This window comes from Desulfopila aestuarii DSM 18488 (assembly GCF_900143695.1).
Classification (GTDB): Bacteria; Desulfobacterota; Desulfobulbia; order Desulfobulbales; family Desulfocapsaceae; genus Desulfopila; species Desulfopila aestuarii.
Genome location: NZ_FRFE01000012.1, coordinates 1 through 22,024, shown reverse-complemented (window position 1 = coordinate 22,024; position 22,024 = coordinate 1). Strand labels below are relative to the sequence as shown.

At 47.9% G+C, this 22,024-nt stretch carries 20 protein-coding genes; 10 read left to right on the top strand and 10 right to left on the bottom strand.

What is annotated here, in order from left to right:
* Positions 1-102 precede the first annotated feature (102 nt).
* Entirely contained in the window at positions 103-345 is a 243-nt protein-coding gene (locus tag BUF15_RS12785; RefSeq protein ID WP_073613885.1) for a hypothetical protein, read from the bottom strand.
* Positions 346-413: 68 nt separating this feature from the next.
* Positions 414-1,760, bottom strand: coding sequence for an NADP-specific glutamate dehydrogenase (gene gdhA, locus BUF15_RS12780; protein ID WP_073613884.1), 1,347 nt, complete (start codon positions 1,758-1,760; stop codon positions 414-416).
* A 729-nt stretch (positions 1,761-2,489) separates the two neighbouring features.
* On the opposite strand from gdhA, the gene BUF15_RS12775 reads away from it, so the two are divergent.
* Positions 2,490-3,212 (top strand): TrmH family RNA methyltransferase, encoded by a 723-nt coding sequence (locus BUF15_RS12775; protein ID WP_073613883.1) that lies wholly within the window; start codon positions 2,490-2,492, stop codon positions 3,210-3,212.
* On the opposite strand, the gene BUF15_RS12770 is transcribed toward BUF15_RS12775, so the two are convergent.
* Together BUF15_RS12770 and BUF15_RS12765 are read right to left on the bottom strand one after the other, a co-directional pair.
* The gene (locus BUF15_RS12770; RefSeq protein ID WP_073613882.1) at positions 3,205-3,903 is read right to left on the bottom strand and encodes an RluA family pseudouridine synthase; all 699 of its coding nucleotides are present in this window, start codon (positions 3,901-3,903) and stop codon (positions 3,205-3,207) included. The genes BUF15_RS12775 and BUF15_RS12770 overlap by 8 nt on opposite strands.
* Positions 3,900-4,766 carry a class I SAM-dependent methyltransferase gene (locus BUF15_RS12765; RefSeq protein ID WP_073613881.1) on the bottom strand — a complete coding sequence of 289 codons (867 nt, stop codon included), beginning with the start codon at positions 4,764-4,766 and terminating at the stop codon, positions 3,900-3,902. Before BUF15_RS12765 ends, BUF15_RS12770 begins: the two co-directional genes overlap by 4 nt.
* 1,312 nt (positions 4,767-6,078) lie before the next feature.
* Between BUF15_RS12765 and BUF15_RS12750 the strand changes: the two genes are divergently transcribed.
* Positions 6,079-8,175, top strand: a complete 2,097-nt coding sequence (locus BUF15_RS12750) for an acetate--CoA ligase family protein (RefSeq protein ID WP_073613878.1) — start codon at positions 6,079-6,081, stop codon at positions 8,173-8,175.
* 22 nt (positions 8,176-8,197) lie between these two features.
* Entirely contained in the window at positions 8,198-9,211 is a 1,014-nt protein-coding gene (locus BUF15_RS12745; protein WP_234981173.1) for a hypothetical protein, read from the top strand.
* Between the two features lie 38 nt (positions 9,212-9,249).
* Here the strand turns inward: BUF15_RS12745 and BUF15_RS12740 are convergent, their stop codons facing one another.
* Positions 9,250-9,654, bottom strand: coding sequence for a desulfoferrodoxin family protein (locus BUF15_RS12740; protein WP_073613877.1), 405 nt, complete (start codon positions 9,652-9,654; stop codon positions 9,250-9,252).
* Between the two features lie 581 nt (positions 9,655-10,235).
* On the opposite strand from BUF15_RS12740, the gene BUF15_RS12735 reads away from it, so the two are divergent.
* Together BUF15_RS12735 and BUF15_RS12730 are read left to right on the top strand one after the other, a co-directional pair.
* Positions 10,236-10,559, top strand: a complete 324-nt coding sequence (locus tag BUF15_RS12735; protein WP_073613876.1) for a hypothetical protein — start codon at positions 10,236-10,238, stop codon at positions 10,557-10,559.
* A gap of 361 nt (positions 10,560-10,920) precedes the next feature.
* Positions 10,921-11,106 carry a hypothetical protein gene (locus BUF15_RS12730; RefSeq protein WP_073613875.1) on the top strand — a complete coding sequence of 62 codons (186 nt, stop codon included), beginning with the start codon at positions 10,921-10,923 and terminating at the stop codon, positions 11,104-11,106.
* A gap of 260 nt (positions 11,107-11,366) precedes the next feature.
* Here the strand turns inward: BUF15_RS12730 and BUF15_RS27740 are convergent, their stop codons facing one another.
* Positions 11,367-12,680 carry an HD-GYP domain-containing protein gene (locus BUF15_RS27740; protein ID WP_073613874.1) on the bottom strand — a complete coding sequence of 438 codons (1,314 nt, stop codon included), beginning with the start codon at positions 12,678-12,680 and terminating at the stop codon, positions 11,367-11,369.
* Positions 12,681-13,283: 603 nt separating this feature from the next.
* On the opposite strand from BUF15_RS27740, the gene BUF15_RS12720 reads away from it, so the two are divergent.
* The 3 genes from BUF15_RS12720 (at position 13,284) to BUF15_RS12710 (ending at position 17,059) form a co-directional block, all read left to right on the top strand.
* Positions 13,284-13,469, top strand: coding sequence for a hypothetical protein (locus BUF15_RS12720; protein ID WP_234981172.1), 186 nt, complete (start codon positions 13,284-13,286; stop codon positions 13,467-13,469).
* 222 nt (positions 13,470-13,691) lie between these two features.
* Positions 13,692-14,831 carry a PQQ-dependent sugar dehydrogenase gene (locus tag BUF15_RS12715; RefSeq protein ID WP_073613873.1) on the top strand — a complete coding sequence of 380 codons (1,140 nt, stop codon included), beginning with the start codon at positions 13,692-13,694 and terminating at the stop codon, positions 14,829-14,831.
* Positions 14,832-15,400: 569 nt separating this feature from the next.
* Positions 15,401-17,059: a M14 family zinc carboxypeptidase gene (locus BUF15_RS12710; RefSeq protein WP_073613872.1), complete on the top strand. Its 1,659-nt coding sequence runs from the start codon at positions 15,401-15,403 to the stop codon at positions 17,057-17,059.
* A 275-nt stretch (positions 17,060-17,334) separates the two neighbouring features.
* Here BUF15_RS12710 and BUF15_RS12705 read toward each other — a convergent pair whose 3' ends face one another.
* Positions 17,335-17,568 carry a hypothetical protein gene (locus BUF15_RS12705; RefSeq protein WP_073613871.1) on the bottom strand — a complete coding sequence of 78 codons (234 nt, stop codon included), beginning with the start codon at positions 17,566-17,568 and terminating at the stop codon, positions 17,335-17,337.
* Positions 17,569-17,728: 160 nt separating this feature from the next.
* Between BUF15_RS12705 and BUF15_RS12700 the strand changes: the two genes are divergently transcribed.
* Positions 17,729-17,989: a hypothetical protein gene (locus tag BUF15_RS12700; RefSeq protein ID WP_073613870.1), complete on the top strand. Its 261-nt coding sequence runs from the start codon at positions 17,729-17,731 to the stop codon at positions 17,987-17,989.
* Between the two features lie 112 nt (positions 17,990-18,101).
* Here the strand turns inward: BUF15_RS12700 and BUF15_RS12695 are convergent, their stop codons facing one another.
* The 3 genes from BUF15_RS12695 to BUF15_RS12685 all read right to left on the bottom strand — a co-directional run bounded on the left by BUF15_RS12695 (position 18,102) and on the right by BUF15_RS12685 (position 21,383).
* Positions 18,102-19,121, bottom strand: a complete 1,020-nt coding sequence (locus BUF15_RS12695) for an aldo/keto reductase (protein WP_073613869.1) — start codon at positions 19,119-19,121, stop codon at positions 18,102-18,104.
* 629 nt (positions 19,122-19,750) lie between these two features.
* Complete coding sequence (locus BUF15_RS12690; protein ID WP_073613868.1) at positions 19,751-20,875, bottom strand: site-specific integrase; 1,125 nt, start codon at positions 20,873-20,875, stop codon at positions 19,751-19,753.
* Between the two features lie 139 nt (positions 20,876-21,014).
* On the bottom strand, positions 21,015-21,383 hold the full coding sequence (locus BUF15_RS12685) for a hypothetical protein (protein ID WP_073613867.1): 369 nt from the start codon (positions 21,381-21,383) through the stop codon (positions 21,015-21,017).
* Positions 21,384-21,768: 385 nt separating this feature from the next.
* Between BUF15_RS12685 and tnpA the strand changes: the two genes are divergently transcribed.
* Positions 21,769-22,024: IS66 family insertion sequence element accessory protein TnpA (gene tnpA / locus BUF15_RS12680; protein ID WP_327021865.1), on the top strand; the 256-nt coding region annotated here is incomplete at its 3' end.

The window sequence follows — 22,024 nt, the reverse complement described above, 5'->3', positions numbered from 1 at the left end:
TGCAGGTGAGGAGAGGTCAATGGCAAGAGCAGACAAGAGGATATTCTTCTCCCCGGTCAAGCCGGGGAGAAGAAGGAGGGCAGAAATTCAGATTGGGCGCTTTTAGGAGTACGCCTGATTGAGCCACTGCAGACCCTTATGGGTTATCAGCGAATATTGACCGTCAATGTCGTTCATGATGAACCCGAAACCGTCAAGAACTTTGAGGATCTGCTTGGTTTCCGGCAGTGACATGGCCAGTCTATCGGCAATGATCTCGCTGCCCACCACCGTTGGTGAAGTGTTGTTTCTGGCATTGTCTGCCAGGAGCATGAGTACCTCGTTGGTGTATGTCTGTAAATTCATTATCCGTTCTCCATCAAAATCTACTGGTAGTTATCATGGGTTGGTTGGGTGGTGTGCTTTGAAAGATGTCACACCACTCCCTGGTCAAGCATTGAATCGACAACCTTGGTAAAGCCGGCAATGTTGGCACCCATCACATAGTTGCCTGGCCGGCCATACTGGTCAGCGGTTTCCTTACACATCCGGTGGATGTTTTTCATGATGCCCTTGAGGCGGTTGTCAACTTCCTCTTTCGGCCAGTTGATGCGCATGGAGTTCTGGGCCATTTCAAGTCCTGATACGGAAACACCACCGGCATTGGCAGCCTTGCCGGGGCCGTAGAGTATACGGTACTCGAGGAAGATGTTGACTCCTTCCGGGGTCGTAGGCATATTGGCGCCTTCAGCAACAACCTGGATGCCATTATTGATAAGATTCTGGGCATCTTTGGCGTTGATCTCATTCTGGGTGGCACTCGGGAAGGCGCAGTCTGCGCGGTGATTCCAGAGCGGGTTGTAGTCGAGTGCCGGATCAACCGGGGTGAAGGTTGCTTCCGGATACTGTTCCACGTACTGCTCGACTCTGCCGCGCTGGATATTTTTCAACCGCATGATGTGGTTCAGTTTGTCCCTATCCAGACCTGCCGGATCATAGACATAACCAGAGGAGTCGGAGAATGTGACAGGTTTTGCCCCGAGATCGAGAAGCTTCTCTATGGTGTACTGGGCGACGTTGCCGGAACCGGAAACCAGGCAGCTTTTTCCTTCCAGGGTTTCGTTACGGGTACTGAGCATTTCAGCTGCGAAATAGGTGCAGCCATAACCGGTAGCCTCCGGACGGATCAGGCTTCCGCCCCAGTTCAGACTCTTTCCAGTCAGGACTCCGGTAAATTCGTGGGCAAGTTTCTTGTACGTACCAAACAGGTAACCGATTTCCCGGGCTCCGACACCAATGTCGCCGGCTGGGACATCGGTATTTGGGCCGATATGACGAAAGAGTTCAGACATGAAGCTCTGGCAAAACCGCATAACTTCATTGTCTGATTTTCCTTTCGGGTTAAAGTCTGAGCCGCCCTTGCCGCCGCCCATGGGCAGAGAGGTCAGGGCATTTTTGAACACCTGCTCGAAAGCGAGAAACTTCAGGATGCTGAGGTTGACGGAGGGATGAAAACGCAGGCCCCCCTTATAAGGACCGATGGCGCTGTTCATCTGGACACGGAAGCCGCGATTGACCCTGACCTGACCCTGATCATCTACCCAGGGTACCCTGAAGAGAATGACGCGTTCGGGTTCAACGATCCGCTCGAGGACTGCTTCCCGGCGATAATGAGGATTTTTGTCCAGAACCGGCTGAATAGATTCGATTACTTCGCGAACTGCCTGATGGAATTCATGCTCATGCTGGTCTCTGTCTGTGACGAATGTGATGTCGGTCATACATCTCTCCTTGCATTTGTGAATCAGGTGGGCTTCAACGCTACTCATCTTGTCTATTATCGGTGGCTAAGAAACCGGGTTTCGATTCTGTGACCATACTTTTATCCTTGCCGGTGGTAGCCGATACTGCAATGACACCTTCCAGCTGTCTGGTTCAGGTTGCCTGATGATCAGAGCAGAACCTTTACGATCATGTACGATACTAAGCAATTCTCAGGCCAATTGAATAAATTATGAAAACGCTATGAATCCAGCATATTGAGCTGATCGCAGAGTGGGAGGAAACTACGCATTGATCAAATTGTGAATCAATTTTTTATAAATGACATGAAAACACTGATTAAAGGTGATTATTTTTGTAATCGCTGTTTGTTGGGGAGAGAAATGGGAAAGGATGAAGGTAAGGATAGAATGTCCTGAATGATGCTAATATATTGGTAAATCATCTTATTAACAGTTTATTGCGACGATGAAAAATATGAATTTTCTTCGGATTCCTTAAGGCAGTTCTGATGACCATTGATTCAATTATGAATCGATGGTCGAAAATGGTTATTGCGCTGGAGTATGGTCGGAACGACGGCATGATGCCTCGGTATAGAGGATGGTTGTTTTTGGTTTTGACAGACTCCAGCCCGGCAGGTACTTTGTTGCTGCAAAGGCAATCTTGCAGAAGAGTTTTCCATGTAGACGATTTACGGTTTCCATTCTTATGAAATATTAACAGTTATGAGAATTTCATCACGCGACAACCAGGTCGTCAAGAGTCTTATCAAGCTGCACGCTCCGAAACGTCGGCGGGAACGTGGCGAGTATCTCGTTTACGGAAAAACGTTGTGTGAAGAGGCGATTGCGGCGGGTGTGGTGACCACCCTTATATTTGTTCAGGAAGATGCCTATCAGATCAGCAACTTCTCCCAGAAGTTGCTGGTAACACCCAAGGTGATGAGTGCGCTCACCGAGAACGCTCATGTGGACATCTGCGCACTCTGCCGCATGGAGAGCCGGGAGTTTCAGGCTGGTTGTGATGTGGTGGTGCTCGACTCTATTCAGGACCCCGGCAACCTGGGGACGATCCTGCGCAGTGCGAGAGCCTTTGGCTTGATCAACATATTCTTAAGTGAAAACTGTGTGGATCTCTACAGCATCAAGGTGCTCAGGGCGGCGCAGGGAGCCCATTTCTCGCTGGCAATCCGATCCGGCGATCTCGATGCGTATCTGCGTCACTCAACCAACAGTCTTGTGACGACTTTTGTCGATGAGCCGAACAACTTCATGGATCAACCTGCCAGAACGTATGACATTGTCTTCGGCAACGAGGGCAGTGGAATTCGTCCGTCACTCAAACCCCTTACCCGGCAGAATCTCAAGCTCGATATTGATTTCGAATCTCTGAACGTGGCTATCGCCGCGTCGATCATTCTCTATACAACTTTCCGTAAAATCAGCTGATAAGTCCCTGGCTCGATCCTTGCCAATATATTGGATAGGGAGCGATGATATTCAATTCTTCTGCTCGCACCGGGTGAGGGAATCTGGTGTTATAGGAGTGTAGCCCAATCGCGTCCTGTGTTCCGAATGTATTGGCTGAGCCGTATTTTTTATCGCCGAGAATGGGGAATCCGGCGTAGGCCAGCTGGGCACGAATCTGGTGATAGCGGCCGGTATCCAGATCGATCTGCACAAGGCTTAGCTGCGCGTTTTTCTTCAGCACGGTGTAGGTAAGTGTCGCCTCCCGGCTGTCCGCTGTCTTGCTATGAGTTACCAGAGCATGATGGCTGCGGTGGCTGAGGTGATTTTTCAGCTGGATCGTCACCCCGGGTGGACCGGGACTTCCCTCCACCAGGGCATGATATATCTTGGTGATCCGTTTGTCGCGCATTGCCTGGTTGAGGCGGGAGAGGGCCTTGTCGGTCCTGGCGAAGATCACGAGACCGCTCACTTGGCGGTCGATGCGATGTACTGCATGGAGATAGACCCTTCCTGGCTTGTTGTAGACTTCTTTCAGATAGGCTTTGGCCATTTCCTCGAGACTGTCCCGGTTGTCGTCCGGCACCGGCTGGGTCAGCAGGCCTGCGGGCTTGTTTACCACCAGCAGATGGTTGTCCTCAAAGAGAACGGTTTCAGGGTCGAGGATGTTCATTTTTTTCGGTCGGCAAGCCACCTGGCCCAGGTGCCGTTGGGCAGGGGGAAGGTGTCACCTTTGCCGATGAGATACATTTCGCCCGATTCAATTGTACCCTGTTTTTCAGCCAGTAACTGGGCAAGCAGGTTCTCCATGACGGTTGGTGTGAAACCATTGGTATGGCAGGAAAAGAGAAGAAAAAGCGGATTGTCGCTCAGCAGGGTTTTACAGAGATCCAGTACGGTAAGGATATCTCGCTCAATCTTGAAAATCTCACCTTTCTTGCCACGGCCAAAAGATGGTGGGTCGAGGATGATGCCGTCATAACGGTTGCCTCGGCGCACTTCTCGTTGCAAAAACTTGATGGCGTCATCCACCAGCCATTTGATCGGAGCCTCTTTGAGACCGTTTAACGCCGCGTTTTCCCGCGCCCAGTCGACCATGCCTTTTGAGGCGTCGAGATGGCAGACTGCGGCGCCTTCTAGGGCCGAGGCCATGGTGGAGCCACCGGAATAGGCAAAAAGATTGAGAACCGATATGGGCCGAGAGTAGCGTTCACGCGCTGCCCGCACTGTTTTCCTGAGCCACTGCCAGCTGGCGGCCTGCTCAGGGAAAATACCTAAGTGGCCGAAATCGGTGCTTGAGAGTTTGAATGTGATGCCCTCGACTTCGATCTGCCACTTGTCCGGAAGTGACTGTCGGTTGACCCAGTTGTTGCCCTTTTCCCGGTCAAACGAAGCGGCGACCTTGTTCCACAGCTCTCCCGGATGCTGTTTTTTCCAGACAGCCTGCGCGGCCGGTCGGTTTAAAATAATTTCTCCGAAAGCCTCAAGTTTTTCTCCTTCACCGCTGTCCAGAAGACTATATCCGTTTTTTTTCATGGGTGCTGTCGTGATTTCCTTTCCTTGCTATGTGGTTACGCCTGAAGCTACTGGAAAAACAGGATGAACATAATTGTCAGACGCGTCGGTTGTTTGCGCCATCGTATCAGGAGCATGGCCCCATTGCAATTTTTTTATAGTAAATTCTGCAGAAACAAATGGTTATGAAATGAGGTGGGAAGATATGTCAATAATAGAAACTTTTTGTGTTATTGCATAAAAAAACTTGACACCGAAGAGAAATATCGTGTTATCTCAGAAAGTTCAATGATGATGACGCAGTGAGATTGTAAATTTTTTTCATGAAGCAGCTTGTCAAGCTTTTCCGGCTTTGTTGGTTGTGGCAGAACAACGGGCAGGACGGAAAAGTATAGGAAAAGAATTCTGATCTGTGTTAAAGAGAGAACCTGCTGAAGATGAACCAGAGACATTTGTGAGGATAATTTCCTTTAATAAAAAGGTCTTGGCTTTGTTTTTGTCAATTGTCGGTCAGTATCGCGGGGGGCGATAGATGTTACTGGCTTTAGCGTTGGCGGAAATACAGGATCTGAAAAATGTCTTTTAACGCTCAGGAGCAACTGAGAGAACCCCCCGCATCCAAGCTGAGCAGTGAGAAAGGTGGTTCTAGCGGCTTCTGACAGACTCGATACAACGCAAGTCAGCTTGATGTTGTAGAAGTAATCTGGAGGAAAGAAAAATGAAGGCACGAGAATTTGAAGCATACTCAATGAATCAGCTCGTAATCAATCTCAGTATGCTGGCAGTGATTATTGCCTGTTCAGCGTCAATTGTAGTCATGTTAAAGTCATTGGCTTAGAAACGTTTGCAGAAAGTCCCTCAATTTGTCCAGGGGGGAGGGGGCTTTCATCATCATGGCCACAGGCTGCTTTTTTTCATCTACTCAATTGGCTGGGCGGCTGAGCATGGTTGGAGTTTACCACGCAGTTGTTGTTATCATTCATCATTTCAATGCTACAGGGAAAGCGGAATTCTTGTCTATCTGCTCAACTGAACGCTTCATGTAAACCGAACATTTCAGTCCCCAATAGCCTTTCAACTATCCTGCGGGTGATGGGTGCTACCACCCGATCTTCTGACGGCTTAACAAGACACTCTCTGTGGTCTTCAAACCAGTCCTGGCAAGATCCAACTTCCTGTCCTCTGTCCTTTTTCCTGACGTGTGAATGATCTTCCTCGATGACAAATGTTGCAAGTTTCCCTGTGGTTGGTAATGATGAACGTGAGAAATTTCCGGCCCGGATGACCTGCATCCGGTGTGTCTGTCACGTTTCGTTTAAGGAGCCATTCTTTTATGGAAAAGTTCTTTTACCCTGAGTCCATTGTCATTCTTGGTTTGTCCGCCAAGGAAAACAATTTGTCCCGCCTCATTCTCGGCAATCTCATTCGTTGGGGCTATAGTGGCCGAATTTTTGGTGTGAACCCGAGGTCGGAAGAGCGCCATGTCGATGGTATCAAAATGTACCGGCACGTGGCCGAACTGCCGGAGGTCCCGGACCTTGCTGTGGCACTCCTGCCAGCCCGCTTTATTCCGGAGGCGGTGCGCTCCTGCGGAATGTTCGGTATCAGTCGTATGGCAATTCCTTCCGGTGGCTTTAATGAGGCCGGTGAAGCCGGCAAGCAACTGGCGGAAGAACTGCAGGGTGCAGCCAGGGAATACAATATCCGTTTTATAGGCCCAAACGGCCTCACCATTGTCAACACCGCCAACGGTCTCTGCCTTCCCTTTACTCCGCTCTACTGTCCACCCAAAGGTGGCATGTCGATCATAACCCAGAGCGGCGGCATGGGCCTCTTTCTTTGGAATCTTATGGCCGACCAAAATATTGGTTTGGCCAAATTTGCCTCCATCGGCAACAAGCTGAATCTGAATGAGGTCGATTTTCTCAAATATTTTGCCCGCGACCCCGAGACAAAAATCATCTGCCTCTATGTGGAGTCCATAACGGATGGCCGGGCGCTGCTGGAGGCTGCGGCACAGTGTGAAAAACCGGTAGTGATCTACAAGTCGAACACTACCAGGGCCGGTGGCCGCGCCGCCATGAGTCACACCGCAGCTATTAGTAACGATGAAGAAATCATCGATGCGGCCTTTGAGCGGGCTGGCATTATCCGCATCCACAGTTTTCACGATTTCATCTCAGTGACCAAGGCCTTCAGCCTACCGGCCATGCGAGGAAAACGCATCATGGCCATGAGTCCTGCCGGAGGTTTCTCGGTCATTATGGCCGATCTCTGTGATAAGGCAGGCTTTAGTTTTGCTGATCCGGGTCAGCCTTTCTATGATGAGATTGCCAAATTCGGCAATGCCGGCATCATCAATGTCGGCAATCCGCTTGATATGGGCGATATGTACGACCCGAAATCGACGGCGGATATCTTTCACCTGGCGCTCCATAACGATAATGTCGACGGCGCCATCTTCATTAACCAGTGGCCGCGGATGCCGGTGGGCGATGATATTTTTACCAGAATGTTTCATACCGATCTCTCCCAGGAGACTATGGGAGCTGTCCGCTCATCGGGAAAACCCTTGGGCGTCTGTCTGTTTGGGCCGTCAGATACCATCACCCGGATCAAGCACAATCTCAGTATCCCGATCTTTGACAGCCCGGAAGAGATGATTCGTACCCTGAAAATTCAGCAGGAATTTTATCAACGGAAGAGTGACGAACCGTTTTCGCCATCACGTCCACAGGCTATTTATCGTGAAGATGCTGCCGCCTGGCTGCAGGGCCATCGAGGAATTTGCGGTGAGGAGACCATTGACCTGCTCGGCCTGTATGGAATCGCTGCGCCTGCCGCGCATCTGGCAAAAAGTGTGGAAGATGCGGTGCTGAGCGCTCGTGCCATCGGTTATCCGGTGGTGATGAAGGTCGTCTCTCCCGATGCGGTCCATAAGTCCGAGGCCGGTGGTGTCATGATCGGGCTACGAAGTGATGTTGAGGTTGCAGAAACCTATGCAAAGATAGGATCCAACCTCGCAGCCTATAAACCGGGAGCGCAGTTTGAGGGTGTCAGGATCATAAGAATGGCCCCGCCCGGTTATGATATGTTTGTCGGCGGTCGGGTCGATGATGCCTTTGGCCCGGTGGTTTTCTTTGGTTACGGAGGCATCTATGTCGAGATTTTCAACGATACCGAACGGGCCCTTTGCCCGACAAATCATGATGAAATAACCGCCAAACTGGGGCGGCTGAAATCGTACTCGATGCTGCAAGGAGCACGTGGCCAGAAAAAAGGCGATATGGCAGCCTTCACCGATCTTATTGTACGGGTGTCGTGGCTGCTGGCTGATTTTCCCCAAATCCGTGAACTTGATCTCAACCCGGTGCGGGTATTCGGCGAGGGCGTAATGGCGCTGGATGGCCGGGCGCGGATTACCGGTTAATGGGGATTAGTCCGTATTTGTTATGAACAGGATTGTTGTTCTTTTGCTCATTGCCGTTAATTTCTTTTTTATCTTCCAAGGGAGTGAAGCTGCGGAGATTGACAGTGTCACTCCACGGAAAATTCAGCTGGAAAACAGCCTCACTGAAATAAACAGGATCTTCAATGCCCGGCTGGCGGAAGGCATCGAAGAAGCCAATGCCCGGCAGAGTGATATAGAGGGTATGGCCCCGGAAGAGTTTTGTGATGAAGAGCAACTCTATACCGAACTGCGTAAAGCCCTCTTTCAATCGTTTATGGCATCCTGGGGATTGAAGGGATTCGAGCTCGATAAACAGCTGCGCGAGTTGCTGGCTGACCGAAGTTATGCACTGGCCCTCAATGACTCCATCTATCGTGATATCGATTATCTGGAAGGCTTTTCACTGAAGCTCAAAGAGCTGAGTGATGTTGTGAATATCAACGGCCATCTTGTTGGGCTTGATAAGCTTGGGCATATGTTTTCAGAAGGATGGCATTATTTTGCCATGACCAGCGATGATAACCAGAGTCTTCTCCAGGCAATGGCCTGGGGGAAAGAGCAGGAAACCGGCAAATATGGCTATGCGACCACTGGCATCTTTTCCTTTGCAGATCTGGTTGCCAATTTTCATGGCTGGCGGTTCTGGAACAGTGTTCTTGGAAAAAACGATGATCCATTATCAGGTTTTTTTGCAAATCTGGTGGCCAGTCCATATGTGAGCTGCAATATTCAGTTGGTTGCCTCGATCAGGTACCGCAAAATAGTCAGAGCCTGGGAAAGTGACAAGCCTTTTGATTTGTCAGGATATCTGGATGGGATGTGGGATGAAGGCAATAACTGTAACAGCTACGCCGACACCACCATCGAGGCGAAGGTGACTTCTCGGATACGAGATGTCGACCCGCAGTACAGCTGTCCTGCCGCACCTCAATACTGCGAAGAAGCCCGCAAGAGATACGGTAGCTACGCAAAATATCTCATTCACCCATCATGTTTGACCGTTGGTGTCAAATGATCAATTTGGTTAAACATGATGTAGTATCTTTTGGGGTGTTAGACCATTTCTTCAGTCAACCAGAAATCATGCAGGTTGCAGAAGCTGGTGACATAGATCTTGCCTTTGTAACCGGGTGGAAGGTCAAAGGCCGATTCTGGCTTGTCGGTAGGTGTGAAAGTCATGGCATTGACAAAGGTGCCGTCTTCAAGAACCAGGGTGTGCCTGACGATGAAGTGGTCGGAGGACATCGGGTGTTTGGTCATTATCGCAACGGTGGACCCTGTGACCGTTACCTGAGGCGCATGCGAACCTTCTTTTCCTGCCCATTTACCCGGATTATCCTTGGTGTAAATGATGTTGGTGTAAGCGCTACCCTCGGAGGCAAAGGCCATCTGGCCGGAGGTGAGGGTCACAAGAGATACTGCGGCGGCGGCTTTTAAAAAATCACGGCGATCGTTCATAGTTGTTCCTCCTGTAGTGGGATGGATGTCAAACGGTTAAGAATCTTTACTTTTGTTGCGTCTCCAGCTGCCGTGTGGTTGGCGGGACAGAGTGCAATGAAAAGAAGATGTGGATTCCAAGCATGTCTACCTGATCCTAGCACAGCAATGGGGCGTGAACAACAACTGTTTGCAGGTGAGGAGAGGGCGCAGAATGAAATCTGAGGCAATAAAACACTTTTAACCTATTGGTTATAATGAATGAATATCTGTATGGCGTATGGGGTGATGAAACATATTTGAAAGAATATTGCGGCAGGAATAAGGGCCAAGGTATGTGATCGGAGGTGAATGCCACCAAACCGGAATGGATGGCCATATGTTGTCAGGGTGATGATTGATTGCTAAACTATTTTCACGATCAGCCGATAAAGGACTATCAGGGATGAGAATGCGCAGCAAATATTCGAAGGTCGCCCAGACTGCTTCCAGACCTGATGGATGAAAAGAGGATCTGGACAAAAGGAAGCGCTAGAGCTGTTGAGGGCTCGGCCGCTGCCCAGGCCGAAAAATACGAATCGTGAAAATTGAGGGAGTCCGGCATGACGCTATCAGCAGTTTCGAATACAATAGTCGCAAAAAATCAAGTTACTCAGCAGAAAACTGGAACTGCAACAGAGCAATCGGAAGGAAAAAAATCCAATGGCTCGTCTGATGCTGGTTTCTCCGGAAAAAAATTTGATGATACCGTGACCTTGAGCCAGGCTGATAAAGCTGGTGGTCCGGCAAAGACGGTAGATGCTAAATCTATCGAACAGGTGTTACCGCGGACAAAGGCAGCAATCCTGCAGGACAGCAAAACTGCAGTAACGACCCAGGCAAATATAAATGCCCAGACCGCGCAGGAGTTTCTTTCTGAGAAATAACAAAACCATTCGGCATCTCCCATACCTTCATTGAAAGCGGCGTCGGAGAACAGCTGATTGAAAAAATTGAGTTATATGAAGATAAAAGGGGAACAGCTGAACAGCTGTTCCCCTTTTATCTTTGTGGCATTGTCATTATATATTATTTTAAATGATAGTATTTACTATCATTTAAAACTCATATTGCTACTATTGTTGTCTGGCGTTGGATGTTTACAATATAGGCATGGGAAGAATGGGGGAGTGAAGAACAGACACAACCTGCACTTCCATAATTGACAAGCCTGGTGACGGGAAGAGCAAAATATGATTGAGCCAGTCCCGGCCTGAAGAAAAACATAAAAATATAAAGGAGACCGCTATGAGTATGAGAGGTCAGATTATTTCGAAAGAATATCAAAAGATGGTTTTTGTACAGGATAAAGACGGTAAAGAATTTTCCTGCTACCTTAATGACGTGAAAAATTTTGATGGCAAGAAGGGTCTAACTCGGGAGCAGAGAGCAAAGTGCCTTGACATCAGTCAGGTTGCCGGTGACAGCTGGTAAATAATTGTCAAAATACAGCCTGAGTTCATGCCTTGTAAGCGCCGGTCGTGTAATGCACGACCGGCGCTTTGCTGTTTTCAGGGTGACAAAACGGAAACGGAATGCAGGTGGGCACGCTATGGGAAAATCAATGTCTGGACTTGAGAGCCAGGCGTGCTCACGATTGAGAAACTTGGATGGGTCTGGGTCTATTTGGTGAGAAATCTCACTCTCAATTTCAGTACACCTTTTTTCGCGATTACAAAGGTTCTGAAGGAAGTCTAAAAGTCAGATGTTGCGAGAAAATTTTTATCTTCAAAGATGCTGATGCAGGCATCCACAACTTGGGGGTCATAGAGGATGCCACGGTTATCACGAATTTCCTGCAGAGCGGCCTCATTCCCCATGCTCGGTCTGTAGGGCCGATGGGAGCCAATGGTCTCAACGACATCGGCAACGCACAGTATTCGTGCTTCCAGCAGGATGTTCTCACCTGCCAGTTTTTGCGGGTAACCTGATCCGTCGTATTTTTCGTGGTGCTGGAGCACAATCTTATCGACGGGCCATGGGAAGTCGATTTGCTTTAAAATGTCGTATGCAACTTTTGGATGCCGCTTGATAAGCAGGAGTTCAACATCATTAAGTGGTCCGGGCTTACTGAGAATTTCGCCAGGAATCGAGATTTTCCCCATGTCATGAATAAGACTCGCCAGCTGTAAACCTTTTTTCTCATCTTGCGAGAGGTTCATTTTTTCAGCAATGGCCATTGCCAACACGGTGGTTCTTCTTTGATGGCCGACTGTATATGGGTCCCGTTCTTCCAGGGTGAGTGACATGGCCTGAACTATTTCTTCGAGGTTGCCCTGTAATCGAGTATTGCTGTTGCTCAGTTCTTCTTCTATAAGCTTTCGTTCTTCAACCTCTTTTCTGAGCTTTTTATTGAGTTTGGTGAGTTCGGCTGTGCGTCCTTGAACAATGGCTTCAAGCAAGTCATGATGCTGTTGTAAAATTTCTTCAGACTCCATTTCCTTGGAGACAATCGTCAAAAAACCGAGGGAGAGACAAATGTTATCTGCTTGGTGCAGTTCTACGGTAGCGTGGTCTTTGATCCAGACAGCCTCACCGTGTTTGGTACGAACCTTGTAAAAAGCCTCAACCACACCGCTGCTTTTCCCTTCTTCTCTCAGTTCCCTCCATGATTCACTGGTTTCGTTCCTGGATTTTATCTCTTTTGAGCCAGTGAGTTCGTTCTTCTGCTCTCGGTATGTACGCCTGTCAATGAGGCTTCCACGTAAGAAAGATGGGATTTGATGCAATTCACAGTCGAGAAAATCAGTGAATTTTTTTGAAGCATATTCATACCAGATATTTTTGCTACCTTCTTTCCAGGCAGCAATATAGAGTAGGGGCGCAGTTCCGGTTCGTTCATAGGCTTTATAGCCGGCAATACATTCTGTTAGCCTCTGAACGAGAGCTTGGGAGTATGTTTTGGAGGAGAGGATACTGTGATGCCCACTACTTCCGTTTTCAGAAGAGTGGTTGGAGGAAACAGTTTTCTGGCTCTGAATATTACTCCTTAAGCCAAGAGTGCCCATCAATCAGCTCCTTATATGCTTTACAAGCGCAAGATGCAGAGATCGTGCTGTAATTGGTATCTCTTCAAAATGCGACAGATTAATCTCATTGTTGGCGAAAAGGCTAAATTCCCACCTCGTCTGAAATGCTTTTTGTAACATGCAATAGACGACATCTTGCATTATGCAGTTAGCCAACGAACGATGAGCTAAAACCAGTAAAAAAGCAACTATAACAACTCGGAAAAGCAAAAAAAGAATTGTGTTGTCTGGAAACGGGGAGCTGTCAAATGAATCTTGATGAATCCATTATATTCTTTCGGGGAATGGTCAAGGTTGATGATACAGAAAGGACGGCAATGGTCCTTTTAGAGAGGATGAGATTGTGAAGCGTAGAGGTCCGGCATCCTTTAGTGATAGTTTATGCTATCATTTAACCATTATAATGACACTGTTGTGGCTGGTTTGAAAATGTTTACATTGTAGGCATGGGAAGGTTGAGGATGGTGAAAATGATCAATGCAGATACTGCCGAACCAGATTACAACTGAGGACCGGAAGAGAATGAAGTACCTCAATACAAACCGGGCCTGAGAGTAAACATATGAATTAAAGGAGACAGCCATGAGTATGCGAGGACAGATTATATCGAAAGAGTATCAAAAAATGGTTTTTGTTCAGGATAAAGACGGTAAAGAATTTTCCTGCTATCTTAAAGACGTAAAATATTTTAACGGCAAGACAGGTCTTACCCGTGAACAGAGGGCGAAATGCCTCGATATCAGCCAGGTTGCTGGTGACAGCTGGTAAAGAAAACTGCTGAAATAAACAAACCGACTTCATCTAAATGAGCCCCTGCCGTGACATCCACGACAGGGGCGTTATAGTTTTCAGCAAGTACGATTGGTGTGGGAGAAAGGCGGAGGTTGACGTCTCTTGGGAGGAGTAGGTTGTATTGCACTTTCAGAGTGTATTTTGATTTTTCATTTCGGGCGTCTTTGTAAAATGTTGTGAACAGGATGGAGGAAAACCATGAAGGGACGGAGAACCTGTTGGCTTGCAGCGTGTTTGTTGTTCGTCTGGACCATTGCCTCCAATTCGATTGCCGAGACGGTGGATGTTGTTGGCACGGCCGGGACAACATTGCAGGTTGAACGAGTAGCGACATTCGATAGACCATGGGCGATGACCTTTCTTCCAGACGGCAACATGCTGGTAACGGAAAAATCAGGGAAGCTGCTCTTGGTGGGAAGTGACGGCAAAACAAGGTCTAAGGTGAGCGGAGTACCGAAGGTAGCTTATGGCGGTCAGGGAGGACTGGGTGATATCATCGTCCATCCCAAATTTTCGGATAACCAGCAAGTTTACTTTTCCTATGCCGAAGGGGATCAGTCGGGTCGCCGGGGGGCAGCCGTTGCCAGGGCAAAACTGGACCGGAGCGGCCAAGATCCCATCTTACAGGGCCTGGAGGTTGTCTGGCGGCAGATCCCAAAGGTCAGCGGCAGAGGACACTATTCACATCGCTTGGCCTTTGGCCCAGACGATAAACTGTACATCACTTCAGGGGAAAGGCAGAAAGGGGACCCGGCCCAGAGCTGGAACGAGAATCTGGGGAAAATAATACGACTCAATCCTGATGGATCGGTGCCTCCAGATAACCCATTTCAGGGGAAGGGGGAACTGGCTAAAAGCTTCTGGACTCTGGGACATCGAAATATGCTGGGACTTGCCTTTGGCGAAAATGGGAGGCTCTGGGCTACGGAAATGGGGCCAAGGCATGGTGATGAATTGAATAGTATTGAGGCGGGTGAGAATTACGGCTGGCCTCTTGTCTCCTGGGGAAATCACTATTCCGGCCTGCCGATAGCTGATCATGATACCAGACCGGAATTCAAAGCACCAGCAGCTTACTGGGTGCCGACCATAGCGCCATCGGGACTAATCATCTACTCCGGTAATCTGTTCACAAGGTGGCGTGGAAATGCATTCATCGGTGGTCTCGCTTCACAGGCGTTGATCCGGGTCGAAATAGACGGAGATTCGGCAAGAGAGGTGGAGCGGTTTGATATGGGGCAACGTATTCGTGAGGTTGAAGAAGGACCTGATGGAGTGATATGGCTTCTGGAGGATGGGGACCGAGCCGGTTTACTGAAACTTACTCCGCGGGAATGATCGGCTAGTTGTACCGTTTTTCTCGGCGGTATGGAGGGTGTTGGCAAGCTTTTGGTTTCAATCTTGTTTAGCTGGATATCGTGTTTTCAAATCCGATTATATCTTCTATATGAGGAGATTTTTTTCGACCTGTAAGTACCTCGAGCAGTAAGAATGCAACACCTGACGCTGTAGAAGGGTTCCGGCAAGTTATGAAATTATCATCAATAACAACCGGTTCATTGACGACATTTGCACCTAAGTTATGCAATGTTTCCTGCCATATTGCTTCTTTATTATACTATACGTTGTGGCCTACGATTTTCCAAAATGCCTGCTTTTGCTAGGTCGCTGTAGGTTGCCGCAATAATTGAGAACACACTTCACTTTCACCTCGATACAAAATTTCCCCCTCTACGTCTGTAACGTAATGCTTCGCCAACCGTTAAATACCAGATAGTTCAGCCGCTTAATGTTCCGGCGCAAAGCGCAATGCTTTGCGCTGTCTAGCCCGTTGATATTTATCTGATGCTCTGATGGGAATCGGCGGATGCCATTTAACCAGAAGCATAACGAGGAGGGGAGGCAAAATGATGAAATGGACAATTGTACTGGCAATCACATTCCTGTTTTCAACAGCACTTAACGCAGCAATGGAATCGGAAAGCGAAGAAATTTTTCTTTCTCCCGGGGAAACAGCCATCGTTCGCGTCTATTATCCTGACCAAAGAACAGGCAACAAAACCCTTATCTCTTTCGAACCCCAGTTACTCGAAACGAACTACGCGAAGGGCTATCATGTGATGAAAGTTACTCAGGAGGATATAGATCGGCTTAATGCAGCGGGACTGCGGGTGAAACTTGATAATACCTGGACACCGTCACAACCGGAATCCCAGAAAGGAACTGATGATGAAGGTATTCCAGGGTACCCCTGCTATCGGACCGTGGAGGAAACCTACGCCACAGCAGGGCAAATAGCTGAAAAATACCCTAAACTTGCACAATGGAAAGATATCGGCGACTCCTATGATAAGGCAGCTGGTCTTGGCGGTTTTGACATGCGCGTGCTCGTGTTGACAAATCGCAAAATCAACGGCGACAAACCCGATCTGTTTATCTCAGCCGCCATGCATGCCCGGGAATATGCAACCGCCGAACTTGTCACCCGGTTTGCTGAATACTTAGTGGAAAACTATGGTACAGATGCTGATGTCACATGGATCCTCGATCACCACGAGATCCACTTGATGCTCCACACCAACCCGGATGGGCGTAAAATAGCCGAAGACCACACCTTCTGGCGGAAAAACACCAATAAGGACTATTGCTTGATGGATTACGAAAGTCGAGGGGCTGATCTGAACCGTAATTTCACCTTCGGATGGAACTGTTGTGACGGATCGAGTGGTGACGAGTGTAATGAGACATTTAGAGGACATTTTTCGGCTTCAGAACCAGAGATACAAGCTGTGGAAAGCTATATGAGTACTATCTTCCCGGTTCAGCGAGATGACGATTGGATTTCCGAGGCACCAGCTGATGCCACAGGCATATATATCGATGTCCATGCTTATGGCAAGCTGGTTCTCTGGCCGTGGGGGTCTACCAGCGATTCTGCGCCAAACGCTACCCAGCTCCAGACACTGGGGCGTAAGTTTGCCTATTGGAACAACTATTCACCTGAACAGGCCATCGGTCTTTATCCCACCGACGGCACCAGTGACGAACATGCTTATGGACATCATGGTGTTGCATCCTACTGCTTTGAGGTCGGTACCAGCTTTTTTCAGTCGTGCAAGACGTTTGAGGCCTCGGTCCTGCCGGACAATCTGCCAGCGCTGCTGTATGCCGCCAAAGTTGTACGGACGCCTTACATCACTCCCTCAGGGCCGGATGCAACGGAAGTGATAGTGGATCAGGGCTTGTTCGCCCATGGCAGCCAGGTGATTATAACAGCTACGATAGACGATACTCGTTATAAAAAAATAAATGGTAATGAAGAGGGTGAAGCCAGCCAGGAGATTGCAGCTGCAGAATATTATGTCGATATACCTCCCTGGGATGGCGGAATGCCTGAAGCATTGACTCCTGTAGACGGTCTTTTTGATACCACCGTTGAGAAGGTCTCCGGCATTATCGACACAACTGTTATTCAACCTGGGAAGCACCTGATATTTGTCCGCGGGAAGGACGGACTTGAAAACTGGGGAGCTTTCACGGCAGTGTTTTTGAACATAGAAAAATAGGCTAATTGTAAACTATCCATCCCCTGGTGGAACCGAAACAGAACGAAAAACTATTGGACGCTCTGCCAGCAAAGATTCATTGTCGAGAGTAGGAGTTGAAAAAGCTATTTCAGAAGATAGTTCAACGGTTTTGAGCGAAGCTCGTGGAGGGGAGCAGGCGAAAAAGAGTTTGCTTCCCTTTTCTTATCACCAAGCCGCAATGCCTCCTCCCATACTAAAAAAAACGTGGGTTTGCAGGATACCTCTTATATCGCAGAAAAAAGCACCAGACTTGTCTAAGAGTTTCTGATCACCCCAACCTTCTTCAATAGAGATCCGTCGCTTCTTAAAAAGATATTTGGTGTGTCTGTCGGCATGATTTCTTCGCCTTCGAGGTCATGGAGACGATAGCTCTTTTTTGAAGCTATGATCAAATGGCCTTCATCGATCTCTTTCTCCTGGCCGACAATAGCCCGACTACGCAAACCTTCCTCATCGATAACAGTAAAACGACCAATGATTTCTTTCATGGCAGACCTCGCTAGGTAGACGGTGTGTTAGGAATTTCAGCCTACCTGGATGGTCTTACATATCTCTTACAGAAGGAATGAACTTTCACGAGGATCAGCTTGCCTGCGTGTTGTCTTGCAATATCCATCGTCGTATATGCCCACGTCTCTGGAGACGATAGTGTCAGCGGGCTATATTTATCGTGAGCATTTCGAAGAGGCGGTGCTGGAGAAGCAGCAGGGCAGACTGAAAAGTGTGTGGTTTTGGCAAATTTGCTGGAAGATGGTTTTTCCCAAGTATGAAATGGGGACAACGCTGGTAATTTTGGCTCGACAGGGCAGTATTATTGGAGAAATTATTAACCAGGGAGCCTTTTGCAAAATGAGAATTTTCGTTCAAAATCGAGGCATGCGAAAAATTTTACCACAGGCATGTGCATAATATTCCAAGGATAAAATTTTAGCATAACGCTGAGTTTGGGCGAAAAGGCCATTTTGCAAAAGGCTCCAGGGGCTCTGAGGAGACCCTGGTTCACCTGCAGATAGGCCTCTTTTTATCCCATCGGGTAAAGAATTTCTTGATTGATGGCATTACACTCAATCCGAAGCTCTTCTGGGAGAAGCGTTTCAGATGCTTTAAGGGTATCGTCAAGTTGTGTTGGATGAGTTGCCCCGATTATCGTGCTTGGTACAAAATCAAAACTGAGCGTCCATGCCGCCGCCATTGTTGCTGGAGCAAGCCCATATTTTCGTGCTATGGCAGCATATTTTTGTGCAGCCGCCAATGATCGCTCATTGGCAAATCTCCCAGCTTGCGCTTTCATCCTCGGATCTGGATTGTTCAGGTAATCCCCATAGCGAAAGCCGTCCCAATTTTCGCCGGGTATATACTTACCGCTTAGAACTCCTCCGGCCAAAGGCGAATAAGGGAGTAGTCCGACCTGCTCTTTTTGACAAACGATCGCAATTTCATCGAGGAAACGTCGATTGAGCAAAGAAAAGTTGTTCTGAATTGTTTCAAAACGCTTATATTTTAGATAGCTGCTTGTCGTCAAGGCTTTAGTCAAACCGTAGGCATTCTCGTTTGATGTCCCGATATAGCGGACTTTACCACTTCGCACCAATTGATCGAGAGCTTCGAGACTCTCTTCAATTGGAACAACTGAATCAGGCCAATGAGCCTGATAAAGATCAATGTAATCGGTCTTGAGTCTTTTCAAGCTTCCTTCAACAGCAGTAGTGATATGAAATGCATCAAGGGCAGTCAGGCCGTGCCGCACTGGTGGTACGAACCAGCTATTGGCTGCTCCTGCCACTTTCGTGGCGATGATAATCGAATCTCGTGGCTTATCAGCCATCCACTCGCCAAATATTTCTTCGGTGATGCCATACGTTTCTGCTGTCGGAGGAACAGGATAGATTTCCGCCATATCAAAAAAATTAACGCCACTTGAGTAGGCTTTATCTAGTATTTCAAACGATATGCCTCTATCGCATTTTTTCCCAAAGGTCATCGTGCCCATGCAGATGTTGGAAACTCGTAATCCGCTTTTTCCTATATAATTGTATTTCATGATTGACCTCTCAATTGCTGGATGAAAACGTCTGGAGAGCCGAACGGAACTTTTAATAAGCCACGAGGATAGGGATGAAAATATGCTTTGCTGCTACTCAGAGCGGGCTTGATTACCGTCGCCATTCAGATGAAGCACGGAATACTGTACAGTTCGGATCAGAATTGATAACGCCTTAATCAGTACATCGTTGTCATTGTGTCTCACATCACATGACCAAGCTCATCCTATATTTTTTAGAAACCTTTTCTCCAAATAGCCTAACATATTATGTCTGAAGTATGCCCCGCAAAGTTGTTCATCTATCTCTTTTGGGAAAATTTCTTTGTTGTTTAGGAGAAGACGCTTGCTCTGTCGTCGTAGGAATACATCGAAAAAAATTTTGAGAAGAGAGGTGTGAGGCTATCAAGGCAATTTCGAGGAACAAACGATGTGAAACACAGAGTACACGTGGTGTGGAGAAGAGGCATCGGAGATAAAAAAAGCTATGTTCTTTAGAGAACATAGCTTGCTATTTTGGAAACCACTTTTATGTGGTGTAACTATTTGAAATAATGGTCGGGACGAGAGGATTCGAACCTCCGACCCCAGCGTCCCGAAGGGACATGTCATGCATACGCATGTAACTGTTATGATATATAAATATTTTCTTCCTGGAGAACATGCTTTGTTCTCCCAAGTCCGCCGATTGCAGCCTGTTTGATGGCTGTATTTGTCTCCTGATATACCTTCAATGTCATCTGCGGATCCGCGTGTCCGACGATCTCAGCGACGGCTCCTACATCGCCACCGGCGGAGAGCATATCGCTGATGCTTTTATGTCTGAGAGAGTAGGGGCGTAGTGGCCTGGTGATACCGGCCCGCTTCTTTGCTGCAGACCAGGCAGTCTTCATGCTTGTCTTGATCGGCCTATGGTTCCAGTGGATGACATACTTCAGATGTGTCTTATCCTTCTTCAGGTTTTCCTGATCTTCCTTCTTCCACTGGTGGAGGTGTTCTGCAAGATCCGGATGGATTGGAACAACTCTAGTGGGAATGCCGCCTTTCTTTGCCGAAATGATGGTGATGGTACCAGTATCGAGATCAACGTGATCCCAGGTGATGCCGTAAGCTTCTTCTCTGCCTGGTCTCAGGCCTGTGTAATAGCTGATGAGTATTAGTCGCCGGCAGTGGGGCGCTGCATGCTTCAGGATTGCTGAAAACTCTTCTTCTGTTGGTGGCAGGATTTTCTTGTCATCCCGTTTCGGCATTTCATATCCAGCCATAGGGGATGCAAGCAGCATGCGGCGCCGGACTCCCCAGTTGAGTATCGCCCTAACAATGGATAGCTCTCGATGGATAGTTGATTTAGAGATGGGCCTACCAGTATCTTTTCGCCTCCCATTGCCAAGGTTCACCTTTACCGTGTCCTGCAGGCGGCTGATCACGTATTTATCCAGCTTGGAATGGTTGATGGCAGTTGCAGGTAGATCGCCAAACCTGGGAAGAATGACATTCTCAAGTTTGTAATAGGTGTTGTCCTGGTCGGTCACGCTCATGGAGCCAACTTTGGCGACAACATAGGCGCTGGCCAATTCATGGAAAGTCGGACCTGTTGCAGGCGGATTGCCACGACGATCGGGAAGGGTGGCCTCAAAACGCTCTGCAGCCTCAATGGTTTTGAACGTGCGGCTGGTTGAGTTAGGGCGTTCCGGATCCCGGCCTTTGCGGAACTCGACTTTGAAGGTCCCGTTTTGTCGCTGTCGAATGCTCATTCGTATTTCGCTAGAGAGGTTAGACCGTTTTGTGAGCAGAAACTGTCACCATTATTTACACGATTTTAAATTCCTGCGATATGAAATGGGACAGATGGGGTACATCTGCCCCTCTATGATTATTGAAGGCCTTAATATCTTATAATTTTGTATAAGAGACAACTGAACCATTAGGCATATAGATGGTCTTATTATCAGTACTGAAATAATAATAGTCAGTTTTGCCTGGTCTCAGAACAGTTACCTTGCCATCATCCGCAACTTTCCAAGATGCATTTACAATCTTGCCATCTTTTTTTCTGTTGAACGTGGCGGTGCCACTTTCATTATACGTTACAATTGCATTGGGTCCATCAAGCCGGGCTCCGTTAAGGAATTCTGTGACCTCTGATTTCCCCATGAAAGTAACCCCAGGGTTAAGCTCCTGAATTGATTTTGCCGGCACGCAAGCAATTAATCCGAAAGCCGTAATTAGTACAAGAAATACATGCAGAGATGAAATTTTCATAATGCTTGGCTCCTCTTGGTAAGTGTCAGGATTGATTGTTGAACTTCGCCTTATTGCGTTGTACAAAAATAAGAATCTAATGCAATAGGTATAAATACCTAGCTTTTAGTAGGTACTAGTTCGATGAGTTTGGCAGGTAGAATGGAAAGATTATGATTATAGGCACATAGTAGTATATGGTAAGTGGTTCATTCTTTTGGTATCGAGTCGAAAAGATTAGCTGACCAGCCAAGAATTTTCATACCAGCCTAGAAGTTCTTTTTTCCCTCAATTCCATCCAATCATTCTCCTTATATCACTGTAGTGTAAGCGCTCAACAAACGCCATCTTTTCATATCGTTAACAATCTGTTTCATTGTGGCAAACCAGACCACGGGAGGGCACAATGAAAACAGAGCATAGCAAGAATCGGTCGGCCAAGCAGGAATATTGGCAGGAACACATCCGCTCATGGGAGAGTAGCGGCCTGACGCAATCATCATATTGCCGGGAGAACATGCTCTCTTTGGCGACATTTGGTTACTGGCGTCGAAAGAGCTCATTGAAGGTTTCTCACGAACCGCAACCGCGTTTTTTTCCTCTTGCGGTACAATCCCAGGTCCAGGAAAAGCAGAGTTCAGGTTTCAATACTGTCCGGTTGG